Genomic DNA, 18,908 nt, shown 5'->3' on the forward strand with positions numbered 1-18,908 from the left:
TAGCTACAACACAATGACAGACCTTGTTGCCGCTATCGCGTTGTTCTACGCGTTCGTTTGCTGACTGAAAATAAGTGATGCTGAAAAGAGAATCGTAGGACTATTCTTGAGTGCTGAGTGCTGAGTGCTGAGTGCTGAGTGCTGAGTGCTGAGTGCTGAGTGCTGAGGTAGGGATAACAAGAAAAAAAATATCGTGGTATAGCCGGGGGGACTATACCACGGGTGCCAATGACACCTTCGCTTGCTGCCGGAGTGACGCTTGCTGCGCCACCTCTGGAATTCAATCTTGTTGTCGTTAGGGTGTTCCCTGTCGACGTGGTTAACTATAACGGTGGTGACTTATTTTACTTATAAAATTAACGCCAGATTAGTATAAGAAAAGCGACACAATCATAACTTGTTGTATTTTAATGCTTTAATTTTATTAATCGCATGATTGAGAGATTTTGCTATCCGATTTATGTCGTTGTCGTCATTGCTTTTAACGTATTTAACGAGAGTTGTTTTTACGTTTTTCACTAGCGAATTATTGCAAACATTGATTTCAGACAAGATCTGCAACAGTTATCAGAGCTAGTATTGCGATTGTTAATAGAAATCCTTCTCATTTAAATATTTTGGCCTACCTTATGAAACTGTCACAATTACAACAAGGGCAAAAAGCAACCATTACTAGCTTTACTGAACTTTCCAATGACGTTAGAAAAAAACTGATGGTCATGGGGTTACTCCCACAGACCCCGGTAAAACTGATCCGCAAAGCGCCCATGGGCGATCCGCTGCAAGTAGAAGTGCGTGGAGTATCCTTAGCGGTTCGCGTCAACATTGCTGATGCAATTCAAGTAGAGGTGAACTAATGGAATACAAGATTCTTACCGTTGGTAACCCTAATAGTGGCAAAACCACACTTTTTAATGGCCTAACAGGTGCTAAGCAGCAGGTAGGTAACTGGGCGGGTGTTACCGTTGAGAAAAAAACAGGTAAATACACACATTCTAGCGACGACTTTTTACTGACCGATTTACCTGGTATCTACGCTTTGGATAGCGGTAACGATGGTAACAGTATTGATGAATCAATCGCATCTCGCGCTGTTTTAACCCACCCAGCGGATCTGATTATCAACGTTGTCGATGCAACGTGTTTAGAGCGCAGCCTGTATATGACGCTTCAACTGCGTGAATTAGGTCGCCCAATGGTGGTGGTTCTAAATAAGATGGATGCACTGAAACGTGAACGACAAACCATCGACCTCAAAGCATTAGAGAAGGTGTTAGGTTGTCCGGTATTCGCGATTTCGGCCAACAATAAATCACAAGTTCATGCCTTCAAAGACCGTTTGCACAAAGCCTTGGTTCAAGGTGTTGCACTTAATGAAATCCGCCTGAATTATGGTGATGAGTTTGAGCAAGCGATCAGCCAGCTTGAGTCTATCTTTACTCAGCAATCTGAAGTCGCTGAACGTGCGTTAGCAATTCGTGCACTAGAAAACGATCTATTGGTTTTAAATGCTTTAGCCCAACCTGAACGCGCAACGGTTCGAGCTCAGCAGCAGACGGTTGGCTTAGACATCGACTTATTGGTCGCTGATGTGAAGTACACCTTTTTACACGAGCAATGTAAGAAGATCCGCCGTACGGAAGGCAAGCTAAGCCATAGCTTTACCGAAAAGGTAGATAGCGTCATCCTTAACAAATGGGTAGGCGTGCCATTCTTCTTTGTCGTAATGTACCTAATGTTTATGTTCTCAATAAATATTGGTAGTGCGTTTATCGACTTTTTCGATATTGGTGTCGGCGCTCTGCTCGTGGATGGTGGTCATTACTTGTTAGATGATCATTTACCAGTATGGCTGGTAACTTTGCTTGCTGACGGTGTTGGCGGCGGTATCCAAACAGTCGCGACCTTTATTCCTGTGATCGCTTGTCTGTACCTGTTCCTAGCGGTACTTGAAAGCTCTGGCTATATGTCACGAGCGGCGTTTGTTCTTGATAAAGTGATGCAGAAAATTGGCCTACCGGGTAAAGCATTTGTGCCACTGGTGTTAGGTTTTGGCTGTAACGTACCATCAATCATGGCAACGCGTACGCTAGACCAAGAACGTGAACGTAAACTGGCTGCATCAATGGCACCGTTTATGTCTTGTGGTGCGCGTCTACCTGTTTATGCCTTGTTTGCAGCAGCATTCTTCCCTCAAAGCGGACAAAACGTCGTTTTTGCTCTTTACCTATTAGGTATCGCAGCGGCTGTTTTCACTGGATTGGTTCTAAAAAATACCTTATACCCAGGTTCTAGCGACAGCCTAGTGATGGAAATGCCAGATTACGAATTGCCAACCATGCGCAATGTGGTCATCAAAACATGGCAAAAACTGAAGCGCTTTGTTTTGGGTGCAGGTAAAACGATTGTCGTGGTCGTGACCATTCTTAGCTTCTTAAATTCTGTGGGAACTGATGGCTCATTCGGTAATGAAGATAGCGAAAACTCAGTACTGTCAAAAGCATCTCAAGTGGTGACACCAATCTTTGCGCCTATCGGTATTCAAGAAGATAACTGGCCTGCTACTGTTGGTATTATCACTGGTATCTTTGCTAAAGAAGCGGTGGTTGGTACGTTGAACAGCCTTTACGCTCCGAGTGACGAAGATGGCGGTGAATTCGATTTAATGGCAAGTCTTGAAGAAGCGGTGATGTCTATTCCTGATAACCTAGCAGGTTTAAGCTACTCTGACCCACTGGGCATTGAGGTTGGTGATTTAACCGATAGCCAAGCCGTAGCTGATGAACAAGAGGTTGATGCTTCAATCTTTGGTAATCTGAAAGGTTACTTCGCATCAAGCAATGCAGCATTCGCATACCTGATTTTTATCTTGCTATACACGCCGTGTGTTGCAGCTATGGGCGCGTATGTTCGTGAGTTCGGTCAGAAGTATGCTCGCTTTATCGCGGTTTGGACCATGGGTCTCGCATACGGTGGTGCTACTTTGTATTACCAAGTGTCGCATTTTTCAGATCACCCAGCTTCTAGCGCAGCTTGGATTGGCGGTATCATTGCCATCAGTGTTGTGACTTACCGTCTGTTAAAAGCAGTGGGTAATAAGCAGAGTAAAGCATTAGAGGCGCAACTAGCATGATTCTTAGTGAGCTTAAACAGCACATTGATGCTCAAGGTAGCGTGTCCCGCAAAGAACTCGCAAAGCGGTTTCACCTCAGTGAAGATGGCGTCGATGCTATGCTATTGGTATGGATTAAAAAAGGAATGGTGTCGCGATTAGTCGACACCAATCAAGCCAAACATGTTACTCGTGTCCGTTATGCCAAGGTTGAAAGCAACGCGCTTGCCATGACCGTCACCATGTAGTGTTTAAACGTAAAAAGCCGCTCTACTTAAGAGCGGCTTTTTTTTATTCGTTATTGTTGCCCCTATCATTGGACAGGCCAAAGCTAGAGTTAACGGGTAGATAAGCTAAGCGCGCGTGAATAACTTACTCAGTGACAGTACGTTGCCAATGCGAGTTAGTAGCGCAGCTTGCTCTTCTTCAGAGCGGAACTCACCTTGGGTATTGCCCCATACTGGCCCTGGCCAAGCCACATCGTCTTGGAAGCGGGCGATATGGTGGATATGAAGCTGTGGGACCATATTGCCCAGAGCGCCAAGGTTGAGCTTATCTGGCTGGAAGGTCGCTTCTAGCGCTTGGCTTACGGCTTGAGATTCTAACAAGAATTGTTGCTGCTCTTGCATAGGTAAGTGATGCAGTTCCTTTAGATTGGCGCGCTTGGGGACTAAGATGACCCAAGGTACCGCATTGTCTCTATGCAGCAGTGCAACACACAGCGGGAAGTAGCCGATGATGGTGGTATCTTTTGCCAATTGAGGGTGCAGTTCAAAACTCATTATAATTTTCCATTTTGAATTGAATGAGGTCAGTATACGCCAGATAAAACAAAAGGTTGACGCTTTCACGCCAACCTTTCAAATTATCTTAAAGTTAGAGGCTTGATTACATGCGCTCTAGAGTTTCGATACCTAGCAGTGATAGACCTTGTTTAATCGTCTTCGCGGTAAGTGCTGCAAGTTTCAGGCGACTCTGCTTAACAGATTCATCTTCAGTGTTAAGAATCGGGCACGCTTCATAGAAGCTTGAGAACTGACCTGCTAGTTCGAATAGGTAGCTACACATGATGTGTGGTTGACCTTCACGAGCAACAGATTGAACCGCTTCTTCAAATTGTAGAAGTTTAGCAATCAGCGCTTTTTCTTTCTCTTCAGTCACTTTGATTTCGCCTGCTAGGTTATCCATAGAGATACCTGCTTTAGCGAAGATAGAAGATACACGAGTGTATGCGTACTGCATGTAAGGCGCGGTGTTGCCTTCAAACGCTAGCATGTTGTCCCAGTCAAACACGTAGTCTGTAGTACGGTGCTTAGAAAGGTCAGCATACTTAACGGCAGCCATTGCAACTGTGTTAGCAATGTTGCTCTTCTCTTCTGCATCTAGGCTTGGGTTCTTAGATTCAATCAGCTTGGTTGCGCGCTCTTCTGCTTCATCCAGTAGGTCAGCAAGACGAACTGTACCGCCAGCACGAGTTTTAAATGGACGACCATCTTTACCTAGCATCATGCCGAACGCGTGGTGCTCTAGTGATACTTCTTCTGGCACATAACCCGCTTTACGAACGATTGTCCAAGCTTGCATTAGGTGTTGATGTTGACGTGAGTCGATGAAGTAAAGAACGCGGTCAGCGCCTAGTGTTTCGTAACGGTACTTAGCACAAGCAATATCCGTAGTGGTGTATAGGAAGCCACCATCACGTTTCTGGATGATAACACCCATCGCTTCGCCATCTTTGTTTTTGTACTCTTCTAGGAAGACAACTTGAGCGCCGTCATCTTCTTGTGCCAGACCTTGCTGTTTAAGGTCGGCAACGATGCCCGGTAGCATGTCGTTGTACATGCTTTCACCCATAACGTCGTCACGAGTAAGAGACACGTTTAGACGGTCGTAGTTACGTTGGTTTTGTACCATAGTAACGTCAACCAGCTTCTTCCACATTTCAGCACAGTATTCGTCGCCACTTTGTAGTTTCACTACGTAGTTACGAGCGCGAACTGCGAACTCTTCGTCTTCGTCGTATAGTTTTTTAGATTCACGGTAGAAGGCTTCAAGGTCAGACAGTTCCATTGAAACTTCGCCAGACTCTTTTTGTACGCGCTCTAGGTTAGCGATAAGCATGCCGAACTGAGTACCCCAGTCACCGATGTGGTTTGCACGAATCACTTTGTGGCCTAGGAACTCAAGAGTACGAACAACCGCATCACCGATGATGGTTGAGCGTAGGTGGCCTACGTGCATTTCTTTAGCAACGTTTGGTGCTGAGTAGTCAGCAACGATCGTCTTTTGCTCTTCAGCAGTAACGCCTAAGCGCGCATCAGCTAGAGCAGCGTCAGCTTGCTTCGCTAGGAACTCTTCGCTAAGGAAAATGTTGATAAAACCAGGGCCTGCGATTTCAGTCTTGCTTGCGATACCTTCAAGATCCAGAACATCCAATACTTTCTGTGCAAATTCGCGTGGGTTAGTACCTAATTTCTTTGCTACGCCCATTACACCGTTTGCTTGGTAATCACCAAACTGAGGTTTTGCAGATTGGCGAACGGCTGCAGGGCTGCCTGCAGGTGCGCCAGCGGCTTCAAGAGCCTGAGATACTTTGTCGTTAATAAGTGCTTGGATATTCACACGCGCTTCCTTCAATTCTGGGAATTGGTTAGCTATGCATTCCGAGTTAATCAGGTGCTAAAAGCCTTTATCCTGAATAATATCCACTGAGTGGAATGAATGCATATCTCGATCTAGTTCATAAATTTGGCGCACATAATACCAACTTTATTGCTCCGCTTATAGGGAGTGAACTGGGAAATTTTCTACTTTTCCTGACGATCTTGTTAGTATTGGGGAAAAATCAACGCATTGGGTACGAAAAATGTCACAACCGCTGTTCAACGCTGAATTAATGCCTTCTCAGATGAAAGCTAACCTTGATGAATTTATGCATAAAATTCAAGATTTAAGCGATACTTTGCATATAAACCTCAAGCCATTTCAGGCTGATCATATCGCTTTACGTATCAATGATGCTGAACTGGCGAAATTAGCGCATCAAGAGTGGCAAAAAGAAGGACAGGTCATTTCAAATGCTCAGATTAATGGCCGCCCAATCATCGTGATTCTGTTTGAGCAAGCTTTGAATAGCCATGGCTGGAATATTGAGTGCTTGGAGCTGCCTTACCCAGCGCTTGGAAAAACCTACCCAGAACAGAATTGGGAACATGTTGAGTTTGTGGTGCCATCGGACGCGCAGTCTGCTGATGACTACTTAGCCGATCTCAAGCAGCAATTTCCAACCTTGGCGCAGAATTGGGATGCATTGCTTGAAGAAGGGGTCAAAGTAAAACTATCGAGTCCAAAAGGGGAACGGGAACGACTCAATAATCCGACGGTTGCCTTTAAACACAAAGGGGTGTGCATTAAGCTTCACCCCCATCCATTAAAAGCGATTGTCGAATCTGAGCAATCAGCCTAGCTCCACATCTTTGGGTCTGAGCTGGAACTCTTCGATTGAGCCTATCTCTTGACCTAAACTGAGCGTCTCCGACTCGTGATGTGCATTGCCCTGAGTGTGCATGATGAGTCGGTTTGCAGTTCTCGGTTTCAGTTCGTTAACAATAAATCGAATCATATCGGTTCGAGTTAACGTCTTAAGCTCCTCAAGTACCACCTCTCTCTGATTAAACTCAAGATCTTTATTGCCGATTGCAACCCAAAGCCGTTGAGCGCGGCCACGCAAAGTAGTATCTGGTGTGGAGATTTGATTCCATAAGCCGCGTTTACTGCTATGCCACTGATATTCATTGAGCTCCAAGAGGACCATATAGAACGCATTGAGAAACTCATCGATAGACTGAATCAACTCAATCGGAGCTGCATTTGGCGACTGTACGTACAAAGCAATGCCCGGATGGCGATTGAGTGGTAAATTGCCAGTTCCCACCATATAACCGAGCTGCTGCTTGGTACGGATTTCATGGAAGAAGGTTGCTGACATCAAGTGGTTAGCCAGTGAATAAAGGGCAATGCTTCTTGGGCTGGTATCATCGCACTGGTAGTAAAGGACGGTGGCAGAGTCCTCTTGGTCACAAAAGACTTCACGTTGGAATGAACCATTTTTACCTAGCATGACCAGTGGTCGCAGTGCTTCTTCGTATTGCTGGTCTTGAACTCTCAAGGCATCTTTTAGCGTATTGCCTAATGTCAGTGCATCAGACTGGGTCCAATCACCATAGACAAACATCTCTACATGCAACTCAGCCAAAATAGCATCAACAAAATTGGCTAGCTCGGTGACATCGATAGTCTCTAGTGCTTCAAGTAACACCGAGTACGGAGGATTGTTGGGTTGCAAAATGCCAGTAAGCGCATTAAATAGCTGCGATATAGGGCGATCTTGCGCTGAGTTACGCCAGTTTCTCAGTAACTGTTGTTTGATGGTTTCAAAGCGTTGCTGACTAAAGTCACGCTTAGCAAAACGGCTTAAAATAAGCTTCATTAGCTCAGGTTGTTTCTGACTAAAGCCTGAAACGGTTAAGGTGACGCCGCCTTGATGGGCATACATGTTATACCCCATACCCGCAATCTCAGCTTGGTAAGTTTCAGCCGCTAGACTGTCGAGGAACATTTCCACACACAGGCGAGTTTTAACAATGTTTCGCGGGTTTGCGACTGCATGAGGGCTATCGATGGCGACGTAGACGACGCCTTTTGGTACACGAAACTCTTCGTCTTGTAAGTGCCAAAGCTTAAATCCAGGCAGCTCTTCAAGCACCTGCGGGTTTAACTGCGGAGACTCTAGCTCTTTAGGATCAAGGTCGTAGCAGATAAATGGGTTCTTTTCTGGCAACTCGAATGACAGCGCACTTGGCTCAAGGAAATACTCTTTTTGCTCTTGAGTAAACTTGGTGACTGAATATGGGGTGAAGTACCACTTGGCGGTTTCAGTGTACTCGTAGCCATGAGCGATTAGTGTCGCGCGTAAGTTGTCGGGTACCAAGTAATCCATCAGCGACTTGAGCTGAGATTCGTCATAGTGATTCATCATAAAATCACCGTAGATGGTATCTTCCGCTTGGTAGTGCTGCATGTTGACGACAAGATGGCTGACGAGATCGAGTGGGCGAGTCGGCTCTTGAAAACGAAACGCTGATTCCAACACCGCTTGTTTTTCGCGGTAACGCCATTCATCAAAGCCTTCATGTTTGATTAAGTTAAGGTAACTAAATACCGCTTGGGTAATATCGTCAATGTGGTCTAAGCCCGTCGGAGTCAGGGCGCAGCTTACAGTAAACTCGCGATAGTTACTGGCGCTGGTGCCACCACCTGCTGACAGAGAAGTGATCCACCCCTTATCTTTCAGCGTGATCATTAAGCTGCCATCACCTTCATAGCCGAGTAAATGGGCGAAGTATGAAAGAGGCTTAGACTGATAAAACTCATCCATTCCGGGCATTGGAAATGCGAGGATCAGCTTGCGGATTTCTTTGACAGGCTCCACGTTGACCAAAACGTTGGTTGAGTGCTCATCACAATAGGGAGCCTCAATCGACTTACTGGCAAGCTGGTGGTTTGGTATGGCTGAAAACTTTTCGTGACACCAAGCCTCAAGCTCATCAAGAGTTTGCGGTCCTGCGATAGAAAGGGTCATCAGATCAGCAGAGTATTGTTGGTAATGAAAGTCGACAATTTCATCACGGATGCTCTTTCCGTCACGGTCACCGAGTGTTTCAAGGTTCCCAACCGAAAACTTACTGAAAGGATGGGCAGGATTGATCAGCTCTTTGTGGACTTGGTAAAGGCGCCTCGAATCATCATTTAGCTTAAGTTTGTACTCAGATTCAACGGCTTGGCGTTCTTTATCTAGCGCTTCAGGATTAAAAAGCGGTGCGGTAAAAAATTGGCTGAAACGGTCTAGACTGGATTCGAAAGCATTGGGTGAGACATCAAAGAAGAAACAAGTGTGTTCTGTACCTGTCCAGGCGTTGTTACTGCCACCATGTTGACTGATATAGCTTTGAAATTCGCCCACTTTAGGGTATTTTTCCGTCCCCAAAAATAGCATGTGCTCAAGATAATGAGCTAAACCTTCACGATCGGCTGGATCGTCAAAATGGCCGACATTGACGGCTAATGCAGCTGCTGATTTTTGTGCTGTATCGTCGTGAATCAGCAATACCCTAACACCGTTAGAGAGCGTCAAGTAACGGTATTGGTTAGTATCATTGGGGCTAATGTGCACGGTGCCATCTCCAGTCAGTTTGAGAACGCCTTATAGACAATAGAGTAATTATGACTCGGATATGGCTGACTGCAAACTATCTGTTTGAGAAATATGAGCAAAATGGATTTGTCGACAGACTCGGTGAGCTGCCAAGAGTGTTAAGAAAGTCAGAGTCTTTCGGAGCAAAGTTGATATAATTATTTATAGCTCAATAGATTTGATGCCTCGCGCTGCAATCAGATCAAGCACTCAACAATTACAAGAACAACAACCCGCGAAGCTAAAACTGCGGGGGTAGTATTAGGAAGAAGCCATGAAAATTTTTATTATGCGTCATGGAGAAGCAGAGCATTATGCCGCAAGTGACGCAGAGCGAGAGCTAACTCAGCATGGCCGAAAAGCCTCGCTAGCTGTCGCACGAGCATGTGCCGGGAAAGGTTTCGCACAATTTGATAAAGTGTTAGTGAGCCCTTACATTCGTGCTCAGCAAACCTGGCAAGAGATCGCATCACAATTTTCATCTGAGCAAGTGGAAACCTGTGATGATATTACACCGTATGGAGACTCAGAGCAGGTGGCTGACTATGTATCGGCACTGGTCGACACTCACAACTACCAAAGCATTCTGATCGTGTCGCATCTCCCCTTGGTTGGCTATTTAACCTCAGAATTTGTGACTGACATGATGCCGCCAATGTTCCCAACATCCGGACTGATTTGTATCGACTATTCGTTGGAAAAACAGTCTGGTGAAGTGGCTTTCAACATTCACCCATAATCGCATTGAAAGCTCGCTTTTGTCCTTTCTAGTCTAGGATTGAGAGCGGGTGCTCACCTCTTAAGTCTAATGATGCTGTCCACATGCCGCGTCTACACCACTAGCCATAAAATTGACATACTTGATGGACTAGATATTGCATAGTTACGCCAAGTTGTTCTTTTTTCCGAAATTTACTGTAGCTATTTGACTATGAAGTTTTCTTTGCCGTTCGCGGACAAACTGCCTCCAATTCCTCAGCGTGCGATGCCTGCCATCGGTGCGCCAGTCATGGTTTTGGCTACGCTGGCAATGGTTATACTGCCAATTCCAGCATTCCTACTCGACCTTTTCTTTACCTTCAACATTGCGTTAGCCATGGTTGTCCTACTGGTGACGGTGTATACCCGCAGGCCATTAGACTTCGCAGCCTTCCCTACGGTGCTACTGATCTCTACGCTATTGCGATTAGCCTTGAACGTGGCCTCGACTCGTGTCGTTCTGCTTTATGGTCATGAAGGGCCAGGCGCAGCGGGTAGCGTGATTGAAGCATTTGGTAGCGTCGTGATTGGCGGTAACTATGCGGTGGGTCTAGTAGTCTTCCTCATTTTGATGATCATTAACTTTATGGTTGTTACCAAAGGTGCGGGTCGTATTTCTGAGGTAAGTGCTCGCTTTACTCTAGATGCGTTACCAGGTAAACAGATGGCGATTGATGCGGACTTGAACGCTGGTCTCATCGATCAAGACCAAGCTAGGACGCGTCGACAAGAAGTGACCAAAGAAGCGGACTTCTATGGTTCGATGGATGGTGCGTCGAAGTTTGTTAAGGGTGATGCCATCGCCGGTATTCTCATCCTATTTATCAACATCATTGGCGGTCTATCCATTGGTATGGCGCAATATGGTTTAGGGTTTAGTGAAGCGCTGCAGATTTATACCTTGTTAACCATTGGTGACGGCTTGGTTGCTCAGATCCCATCGCTACTATTGTCGATTGGCGCAGCAATCATGGTGACCCGTCAAAACACTGATGAAGACATGGGTAAAGAAGTTGTCTTCCAGATGTTTGACAACCCGAAAGCCTTAATGATTACCGCATCGATTTTGTTTGTCATGGGTATCGTACCGGGAATGCCACACTTTGCTTTCCTATTGCTCGCCTTTATTGCGGGTGGTGGTGCGTACTACATTTATCGTAAGCAGAAAAAAGAGGCGGAACAGACAAACCTACCAGCAACGACTGAACCTGCGTCGACAACGCCGAAAGAGCTCTCTTGGGATGATGTTCAACCTGTTGATATTGTGGGCCTAGAAGTCGGCTACCGCTTGATTCCATTAGTCGATCAAGCGCAAGGTGGTGAGTTACTTGAACGGGTGAAAGGGGTACGTAAAAAGCTCTCACAGGACTTCGGTTTTCTTATCCCTGCAGTCCACATTAGAGATAACTTAGAGCTAACACCAAACAGTTATCGTATTACCCTCATGGGCGTTGCGGTCGGTGAAGCTGAAATCAGACCGGATATGGAGCTGGCGATTAACCCGGGTCAAGTCTACGGAATGATTGAGGGCGAACCGACTATTGATCCGGCCTTTGGTCTTGAAGCGGTATGGATACGTGAAGAACAGCGTGAACACGCGCAAGCACTAGGTTACACCGTTGTAGACTCGTCCACGGTGCTAGCGACTCACTTGAGCCAGCTTTTAACCAACAACGCTTCGCAGCTAATTGGCCATGAAGAAGTGCAAAACCTACTTGAAATGCTCGGCCGCAGTACACCTAAACTGGTGGAGAGTTTTGTACCGGATCAGTTACAACTTGGTGTTGTGGTTAAAGTTCTACAAAACCTGCTTAATGAAGCGGTTCCTATTCGTGATATTCGCACAATTGTTCAAACCTTGTCCGAGTACTCAAGTAAGAGTCAAGAACCTGACATATTGACCGCCGCAGTACGTATCGCACTAAAACGTTTAATTGTTCAGGAAATCAATGGGATAGAGCCTGAATTGCCAGTCATTACCTTGATTCCTGAGCTGGAACAAATATTGCATCAGACAATGCAGGCTTCTGGTGGAGAATCCGCGGGAATCGAGCCAGGGTTAGCTGAGCGTTTACAGACATCTTTAAGTCAAGCGACACAAGAGCAAGAGCTAAAAGGTGAACCGGCAGTGTTATTGACGTCGGGTGTACTACGCTCAACATTAGCGAAGTTTGTTAAGAATACGATTCCTTCACTACGAGTTCTCTCATACCAAGAAATCCCGGACGAGAAACAAATTCGTATTGTTCAAGCGGTTGGGAACTAGCTTTAATACGTTGATATACGGTACCTAATTTGAAGATTAAACGATTTTTTGCCAAAGACATGCGCACAGCACTTCTCCAAGTCAAAGGAGAACTTGGTGATGATGCGGTCATCATGTCTAACAAGAAAGTGGCAGGAGGAGTCGAGATTGTCGCTGCAGTAGACGGCGAAGGCTCAAGCGGCGCTGTGAACAATTACAGTTCTAACCCGCGACACAATAATCCTCGACCAACACAGGCGAAGCCGTCAGCGTCTTCACCAAACCGAACTCTCGCGGAAGATAAAGTCAGTCTACAGTCGCAGTCTGGCCCTGATCGTTCAGTGACTAAACGCTTTGCCAACATGTTTAAACAATATGGCGGTGGTGAGAGCGAAAGCAAAGAAGAAACCAGTGCTGATACGCTTGCTGCTTTGTTGAATCGACAATCAGCAACGCGCCAAGATGGCCGTGAATCTGTTCAGCTAAAACAAGACTCACCGCTTGCACGACTTATTGCAGAAGATCGCCGACTAGAGAGACCAGCAGCTAAACTAGATCCTACGCGCTATGAACGTTCTCGTTCGAATGAAGCGGCGGTAGCTAGTGAAGATCTTGAAGAAATGAAAGAAGAGATGACGTCAATTCGTCGCCTCTTAGAGCACCAAGTCTCTGGACTAATGTGGCAAGAAGTAGAGCGTAGAGAGCCACTTCGAGCGATGTTAATTAAACGCTTAGAGCGCATGGGCGTCTCGTCTGATTTGGCCGATCAGTTAGCTTGCTATATTCCGGAAGATACCGCGCCAACTAAAGCGTGGAAAGCACTGCTGGGCTTGGTGGCAGACCAAGTGCCAGTCTCACAAAAAGATATTTTAAAGCGTGGCGGTGTTGTCGCGCTTCTTGGGCCTACTGGTGTAGGTAAAACAACGACAATTGCCAAGTTAGCTGCTCGCGCGGCAATGGAGTATGGCTCAGATAATGTCGCGCTTGTTTCAACCGATACATATCGTATCGGTGCACATGAGCAATTAGCCATTTATGGACGCATTATGGGCTGTCCAGTAAAAGTGGCTAAAGATTCCAATGAGTTAGCCGATGTAATATATCAGTTACGAAATCGTCGCCTAATTCTTGTTGATACAGCTGGTATGGGACAGCGTGACGTTAGATTGTCTGAACAGCTGGATACTTTGATGCAGGAAACCGGTGAAGTGATTCACAGCTACTTGGTTCTTCCGGCTACTGCGCAGCGCAAAGTATTGCAAGAGACCATCGACCACTTTAAGCGTATCCCATTATCTGGGTGCATTATGACAAAGCTTGATGAGTCATTGAGTCTCGGAGAGTTCCTTAGCGTGGTAGTTCAAAATGCACTACCCGTGACGTATATAGCGAATGGACAACGAGTTCCCGAAGATATTGTGATAGCGCAACCAAAATACATGGTCGCTAAGGCAAACGAATTACTTGAGAAGTCGACAGATGACGAACCTCACTACTGGAATAGTGAATCGGAAAGGTTCTAGGCGGCGGACGATTATGACAAAAAATATGATACAAGACCAAGCAAGCGGATTACGCCGCTTAACACAGCCTTCACTTACCAAGGTCATTACTGTGACGGGTGGTAAAGGTGGTGTTGGTAAATCTAATGTGACGTTAGGAATGGCTATCTCGATGGCGCGACAAGGCAAAAAAGTCATGGTACTTGATGCTGATTTAGGTCTCGCAAATGTTGATGTCATGCTAGGTATTCGACCTAAGCGCAACTTAGGCCATGTACTGGCAGGCGAATGCGATCTGAAAGATGCCATTGTCGAGGGGCCTCACGGCATTAAAATTATCCCTGCAACATCGGGTACTCAGGCAATGACCGAGCTGTCGCATGCTCAACATATCGGTTTAATTCGAGCTTTCGGAAGCTTAGAAGATGAAATGGACGTGTTATTAATAGACACGGCTGCTGGTATATCTGATATGGTAGTCAGCTTTTCTCGGGCAGCTCAAGATGTGGTTATTGTCGTTTGTGATGAGCCAACATCGATCACTGATGCATATGCCCTAATTAAGTTATTGAGCAAAGAACATCAGGTTCAGCGATTCAAAATCGTTGCAAATATGGTCAGAAGCTACCGTGAAGGCAGAGAATTGTTCGCAAAGTTGACCTTGGTCACAGAGCGATTCTTGAATGTGAGCCTAGAGCTCGTAGCATGTATTCCTTTGGATGATAAAGTAAGACAAGCGGTTAAAAAACAAAAGATTGTAGTTGATGCGTTTCCTAGAGCACCTGCTGCATTAGCCATCGGTTCATTGGCAAGTAAGGCACTTACTTGGCCAATTCCTAAGACTCCGAGTGGACATCTTGAGTTTTTTGTCGAACGCTTACTTAATAGACCTGAGATGCTAGAGGAACCATTTGGTGAATAAGGCCTTGACCTATGACCAGTATGCAAACCAAAACAGTCAGCGAGCATTTTTAGAAAAATACTCGGTGCTGGTGAAGCGTATTGCTCATCATTTGCTTGGGAGGTTACCTCCGAGTGTGCAGGTAGAAGATCTTATTCAGGCGGGAATGATTGGCCTGCTCGAAGCTCAAAAGAACTATGATGGTACTAAAGGAGCGAGCTTCGAAACTTACGCAGGGATTCGCATTCGAGGCGCAATGCTTGACGATATTCGTCGAGGAGACTGGGTTCCGCGCTCAGTTCATAAACATAATCGTGAAGTTAGCCAAGTTATTGCCATACTTGAAGGTGAGTTGAATCGAGACCCAACTGATGCAGAAGTTGCACAACGGATGGGAATCAGCCTAGAGCAGTATCACGTTATTTTGACGGATATTAACTGTTCTCGCTTAGTGGGAATAGAAGACTTGGGGATATCGGAAGATTCGATATCACCTGGGGATAGTGAAGACGATAACTTACCTTTTAAGGGAGTCGCTGATGAATATTTCCGTAAAGCATTGGTTGACTCAATAAAAACTCTTCCAGAGCGTGAAGCTCTAGTACTTTCGCTTTATTATGATGAAGAGTTAAACTTAAAAGAAATCGGCGAAGTAATTGGTGTTAGCGAGTCACGCGTTAGTCAAATACTAAGCCAATCTATGCAGCGTCTACGCACAAAGTTGAGTGCTTGGACAAATAATGAGTAAAAATCACTGATCTCAAATTCAGTGGAGGCAATTTTGAATAAAAACATGAAGATCCTTATTGTTGATGATTTCTCAACAATGCGCCGTATCGTTAAGAACCTACTTCGTGATTTGGGTTTCAACAATACCCAAGAAGCGGATGACGGCTTAACGGCGTTACCAATGCTTAAGAAGGGTGAGTTCGACTTTGTCGTGACAGATTGGAATATGCCAGGTATGCAAGGTATTGACTTGCTCAAGCATATTCGTGCCGATGACGAACTCAAGCACCTACCAGTATTGATGATTACTGCAGAAGCAAAACGTGAGCAAATCATCGAAGCAGCACAAGCTGGTGTTAACGGCTACATCGTTAAGCCATTTACCGCTGCAACACTAAAAGAAAAATTAGATAAAATTTTTGAGCGTTTATAGTCAAGGTATTGACTAGAGGCGTGAAAGGCCAAATTTCAGAATGATTTCATTAGAACAGGCAAAGCAACTTGTCGAGTTGTTAGAAGACGGTCAACAACAGGAAGCGGATGTTCTTGTTAGAGACATATACGAAAACACCTCGAATCCAATGCTACAAGAAATTGGTGAATTGACTCGCGACTTACATGAGTCAATTAAACATTTCAGCGTGGACGAGCGCATGAGTCAGATTGCCAATGACGAAATCCCTGACGCAAGGGATCGCCTCCAATACGTCATTGATAAGACAGAAGTTGCCGCGAACAAAACCATGGATGCGGTCGATCGTTGTATGCCTATTGCTGATAACCTACATGAAGGACTGCTGCAAGTTCGCCCTCAGTGGAATGAACTTATGCATGGCCGCATAGAGTTAGCTGATTTTAAAGCGCTTTGTTATCGAATCGATAACCTACTAAGTGAAGTTGAAGGGGATAGTACTGAGTTAAGAGGTCAATTGACTGAAATTCTCATGGCCCAAGACTTCCAAGATTTAACAGGTCAAATCATTCGACGTGTTATTACCTTAGTGGATGAGGTTGAAGGTAGATTGGTTGAAATACTGACTGCCTTTAGTACTGGACAGTTGGAAGAAAGCAAAAATAACAAGAGCAAAGCATCGACGGACCCGGAAGGTCCAATCCTTAACGCTCAAGATAGGGAAGATGCCGTTTCATCACAAGACGAAGTTGACGACTTACTCTCGAGTCTTGGGTTTTAGAGGTAAATATGAGCTACGATTTAGACGAAGATATTCTTCAGGACTTTTTGGTAGAAGCGGGAGAGATCTTAGAGCTACTCTCTGAGCAGTTAGTAGAGCTTGAAAATAACCCTGAAGATAAAGATCTATTAAATGCCATTTTCCGTGGTTTCCACACAGTGAAAGGTGGGGCGGGTTTCTTATCCCTAGCCGAGCTTGTGGACACTTGTCACGGTGCAGAGAACGTGTTCGATATCTTACGTAATGGCCAGCGACACGTAAACGCTAGCTTGATGGATACGATGCTTAAAGCACTTGATACGGTGAATGAACAATTCCAAGCAGTTCAAGATCGTGAAGAATTGCCTAAAGCTGAGCAGTCTTTGCTTGATGAGCTTCATCGACTCAGCAGTCCTGAGGCAGCTGATGAAGCCGTTGCTGCGGCGCCAGTCGTTGAAGAGCCTGTAATCCCTGAGCCCGTTGCTGCTGAGCCTGCTGCTCCAGCAGAGATCGCTGCAGGTTCTATTGATGAAATTACTCAAGACGAATTTGAAAAGCTACTTGATGAGTTACATGGTGCAGGTACTGCGCCAGGAAAACCAGAAAGTGCTGCTGCGCCATCTCCGGCCCCTGCTGCTGACGCTGATATGGGCAGTGACATTACCGATGACGAATTTGAAAAGTTATTAGATGAATTGCATGGTGTTGGTAAAGCACCTGGTGAGGGGGAATCTGCTGAACCTGTTGCCCCTGCGCCAGCGGCGGCCCCAGCGGCTCCTGCAGGAGCAGGTGATGCCGATCTAATGACCGATGCAGAGTTCGAGAAATTACTGGATGATTTGCATGGATCTGGCAAAGGTCCAAGTATTGAAGAGCTTGACGCGGCAACTAAACCAGCCGCAGCAAACCCTGAACCCGTTGCTCCAACTCCGCCACCGGCTCCTAAGTCTGCTCCAGCTCCTGTTGCTAAAGCGGAAGCTGCGCCACCACCACCAGCGAAGAAAGAAGCCGCAACACCGGCTAAAAAGACTCAAGCTGAAGCAACTGTACGTGTTGACACGTCTACGCTAGATACCATCATGAACATGGTAGGTGAACTGGTATTAGTACGTAACCGTCTGCTGAGCTTAGGTCTTAATAGCAACGACGAAGAAATGTCAAAAGCGGTGTCGAACTTAGACGTCGTTACAGCGGATCTTCAAGGCGCAGTAATGAAAACGCGCATGCAGCCAATCAAAAAAGTGTTTGGCCGTTTCCCACGCGTTGTACGTGACTTAGCTCGTAGCCTAAACAAAGACATTACGCTGGAAATGCGTGGTGAAGATACCGACCTAGATAAAAACCTTGTTGAGGCGCTAGCGGATCCATTGATTCACTTGGTACGTAACTCTGTTGACCATGGTATTGAAATGCCAGACGCACGTGTAGCGTCGGGTAAATCAAGAACGGGTAAAGTTATCTTATCGGCATCTCAAGAAGGTGATCATATCGAACTGGCTATCGTTGATGATGGCGGCGGTATGGACCCAGATAAACTTCGTGGTATCGCGGTTAAGCGTGGCATCATGGATGAAGATGCTGCTTCTCGACTGACCGACAAAGAATGTTTCAATCTTATCTTCATGCCAGGCTTCTCGAGTAAAGAGCAGATCTCTGATATTTCAGGTCGTGGTGTAGGTATGGACGTGGTTAAAACGGCCATCAATACGCTTAATGGCTCGATTGATATCGACTCAGAAATGGGCAAGGGCACCAAGATTACCATCAAGGTACCGCTTACACTTGCGATTCTACCAACCCTAATGGTTGGCGTTGCAAACCACCCATTTGCATTACCACTCGCGAGCGTAAACGAAATCTTCCATTTAGATTTAAGTCGCACCAATGTGGTTGATGGTCAATTAACGATCATTGTTCGTGATAAGTCTATACCACTGTTTTATTTACAGAACTGGCTCGCACCGCAAGCAGGTCAAGTCGAGTTACGTAAAGGCCACGGTCATGTTGTGATTGTACAAATCGGTAGTCAACGAGTTGGCTTCGTTGTCGATACTTTGATTGGTCAAGAAGAAGTGGTTATCAAACCTTTAGATAACTTGTTGCAAGGTACGCCAGGAATGGCGGGCGCGACGATCACGAGTGATGGTCATATTGCCCTTATCTTAGATGTGCCTGATTTGCTTAAGCAGTATGCAGCTGCGTCGCGAATCTAACTTTCAGCATATAAAGGACATA

General features: G+C 45.7%; 16 protein-coding genes. 13 read left to right on the forward strand and 3 right to left on the reverse strand.

The features are described 5' to 3' along the window. Window positions 1–228: 228 nt before the first annotated feature. The 4 genes from VIA_RS22585 to VIA_RS12130 all read left to right on the forward strand — a co-directional run bounded on the left by VIA_RS22585 (window position 229) and on the right by VIA_RS12130 (window position 3,360). Complete coding sequence (locus VIA_RS22585; protein WP_268869234.1) at window positions 229–354, forward strand: hypothetical protein; 126 nt, start codon at window positions 229–231, stop codon at window positions 352–354. 275 nt (window positions 355–629) lie between these two features. Continuing rightward, window positions 630–857 carry a FeoA family protein gene (locus VIA_RS12120; RefSeq protein WP_004413294.1) on the forward strand — a complete coding sequence of 76 codons (228 nt, stop codon included), beginning with the start codon at window positions 630–632 and terminating at the stop codon, window positions 855–857. Further along, window positions 857–3,133 carry a Fe(2+) transporter permease subunit FeoB gene (feoB, locus tag VIA_RS12125; RefSeq protein ID WP_004413295.1) on the forward strand — a complete coding sequence of 759 codons (2,277 nt, stop codon included), beginning with the start codon at window positions 857–859 and terminating at the stop codon, window positions 3,131–3,133. Before VIA_RS12120 ends, feoB begins: the two co-directional genes overlap by 1 nt. Then, window positions 3,130–3,360 (forward strand): FeoC-like transcriptional regulator, encoded by a 231-nt coding sequence (locus VIA_RS12130; RefSeq protein WP_004413296.1) that lies wholly within the window; start codon window positions 3,130–3,132, stop codon window positions 3,358–3,360. The genes feoB and VIA_RS12130 overlap by 4 nt, the downstream gene beginning before the upstream one ends. A 105-nt stretch (window positions 3,361–3,465) precedes the next feature. On the opposite strand, the gene VIA_RS12135 is transcribed toward VIA_RS12130, so the two are convergent. Together VIA_RS12135 and argS are read right to left on the reverse strand one after the other, a co-directional pair. After that, window positions 3,466–3,894 carry an HIT family protein gene (locus VIA_RS12135; protein WP_004413297.1) on the reverse strand — a complete coding sequence of 143 codons (429 nt, stop codon included), beginning with the start codon at window positions 3,892–3,894 and terminating at the stop codon, window positions 3,466–3,468. Between the two features lie 106 nt (window positions 3,895–4,000). Next, complete coding sequence (gene argS / locus VIA_RS12140; RefSeq protein ID WP_004413298.1) at window positions 4,001–5,734, reverse strand: arginine--tRNA ligase; 1,734 nt, start codon at window positions 5,732–5,734, stop codon at window positions 4,001–4,003. Window positions 5,735–5,978: 244 nt separating this feature from the next. Between argS and VIA_RS12145 the strand changes: the two genes are divergently transcribed. Continuing rightward, window positions 5,979–6,578 carry a VOC family protein gene (locus VIA_RS12145; RefSeq protein ID WP_004413299.1) on the forward strand — a complete coding sequence of 200 codons (600 nt, stop codon included), beginning with the start codon at window positions 5,979–5,981 and terminating at the stop codon, window positions 6,576–6,578. Here VIA_RS12145 and VIA_RS12150 read toward each other — a convergent pair. Continuing rightward, entirely contained in the window at window positions 6,570–9,344 is a 2,775-nt protein-coding gene (locus VIA_RS12150) for an insulinase family protein (protein ID WP_004413300.1), read from the reverse strand. The two genes, VIA_RS12145 and VIA_RS12150, sit on opposite strands and share 9 nt — an antisense overlap. Before the next feature lie 295 nt (window positions 9,345–9,639). Here VIA_RS12150 and sixA point away from each other — a divergent pair, with 295 nt between their 5' ends. The 8 genes from sixA (at window position 9,640) to VIA_RS12190 (ending at window position 18,886) form a co-directional block, all read left to right on the forward strand. Then, window positions 9,640–10,104 (forward strand): phosphohistidine phosphatase SixA, encoded by a 465-nt coding sequence (gene sixA, locus VIA_RS12155; protein ID WP_004413301.1) that lies wholly within the window; start codon window positions 9,640–9,642, stop codon window positions 10,102–10,104. A 192-nt stretch (window positions 10,105–10,296) separates the two neighbouring features. After that, complete coding sequence (gene flhA, locus VIA_RS12160; protein ID WP_004413302.1) at window positions 10,297–12,390, forward strand: flagellar biosynthesis protein FlhA; 2,094 nt, start codon at window positions 10,297–10,299, stop codon at window positions 12,388–12,390. Window positions 12,391–12,419: 29 nt separating this feature from the next. Then, complete coding sequence (gene flhF / locus VIA_RS12165; protein WP_004413303.1) at window positions 12,420–13,892, forward strand: flagellar biosynthesis GTPase FlhF; 1,473 nt, start codon at window positions 12,420–12,422, stop codon at window positions 13,890–13,892. A gap of 13 nt (window positions 13,893–13,905) precedes the next feature. Beyond that, window positions 13,906–14,793: a MinD/ParA family protein gene (locus VIA_RS12170; RefSeq protein ID WP_004413304.1), complete on the forward strand. Its 888-nt coding sequence runs from the start codon at window positions 13,906–13,908 to the stop codon at window positions 14,791–14,793. Then, the gene (locus tag VIA_RS12175) at window positions 14,786–15,520 is read left to right on the forward strand and encodes an RNA polymerase sigma factor FliA (RefSeq protein WP_004417130.1); all 735 of its coding nucleotides are present in this window, start codon (window positions 14,786–14,788) and stop codon (window positions 15,518–15,520) included. The genes VIA_RS12170 and VIA_RS12175 overlap by 8 nt, the downstream gene beginning before the upstream one ends. Before the next feature lie 45 nt (window positions 15,521–15,565). Then, entirely contained in the window at window positions 15,566–15,934 is a 369-nt protein-coding gene (gene cheY / locus VIA_RS12180) for a chemotaxis response regulator CheY (RefSeq protein WP_006879571.1), read from the forward strand. Window positions 15,935–15,974: 40 nt separating this feature from the next. Then, on the forward strand, window positions 15,975–16,694 hold the full coding sequence (locus VIA_RS12185; RefSeq protein ID WP_004413307.1) for a protein phosphatase CheZ: 720 nt from the start codon (window positions 15,975–15,977) through the stop codon (window positions 16,692–16,694). 8 nt (window positions 16,695–16,702) lie between these two features. Next, on the forward strand, window positions 16,703–18,886 hold the full coding sequence (locus tag VIA_RS12190; RefSeq protein WP_004413308.1) for a chemotaxis protein CheA: 2,184 nt from the start codon (window positions 16,703–16,705) through the stop codon (window positions 18,884–18,886). The last annotated feature ends 22 nt before the right edge of the window (window positions 18,887–18,908 follow it).

Source organism: Vibrio orientalis CIP 102891 = ATCC 33934 (assembly GCF_000176235.1).
In the GTDB taxonomy this organism is placed as follows: Bacteria; Pseudomonadota; Gammaproteobacteria; order Enterobacterales; family Vibrionaceae; genus Vibrio; species Vibrio orientalis.

Excerpts from the sequence above, each read along its gene's own strand:
- VIA_RS12135 (WP_004413297.1), bottom strand. The coding sequence starts at position 3,894 with ATGAGTTTTGAACTGCACCCTCAATTGGCAAAAGATACCACCATCATC.
- sixA (WP_004413301.1), top strand. The coding sequence starts at position 9,640 with ATGAAAATTTTTATTATGCGTCATGGAGAAGCAGAGCATTATGCCGCA.
- flhA (WP_004413302.1), top strand. The coding sequence starts at position 10,297 with ATGAAGTTTTCTTTGCCGTTCGCGGACAAACTGCCTCCAATTCCTCAG.
- VIA_RS12130 (WP_004413296.1), top strand. The coding sequence starts at position 3,130 with ATGATTCTTAGTGAGCTTAAACAGCACATTGATGCTCAAGGTAGCGTG.
- VIA_RS12145 (WP_004413299.1), top strand. The coding sequence starts at position 5,979 with ATGTCACAACCGCTGTTCAACGCTGAATTAATGCCTTCTCAGATGAAA.
- cheY (WP_006879571.1), top strand. The coding sequence starts at position 15,566 with ATGAAGATCCTTATTGTTGATGATTTCTCAACAATGCGCCGTATCGTT.
- feoB (WP_004413295.1), top strand. The coding sequence starts at position 857 with ATGGAATACAAGATTCTTACCGTTGGTAACCCTAATAGTGGCAAAACC.
- VIA_RS22585 (WP_268869234.1), top strand. The coding sequence starts at position 229 with ATGACACCTTCGCTTGCTGCCGGAGTGACGCTTGCTGCGCCACCTCTG.
- VIA_RS12120 (WP_004413294.1), top strand. The coding sequence starts at position 630 with ATGAAACTGTCACAATTACAACAAGGGCAAAAAGCAACCATTACTAGC.
- VIA_RS12185 (WP_004413307.1), top strand. The coding sequence starts at position 15,975 with ATGATTTCATTAGAACAGGCAAAGCAACTTGTCGAGTTGTTAGAAGAC.
- VIA_RS12170 (WP_004413304.1), top strand. The coding sequence starts at position 13,906 with ATGACAAAAAATATGATACAAGACCAAGCAAGCGGATTACGCCGCTTA.
- VIA_RS12190 (WP_004413308.1), top strand. The coding sequence starts at position 16,703 with ATGAGCTACGATTTAGACGAAGATATTCTTCAGGACTTTTTGGTAGAA.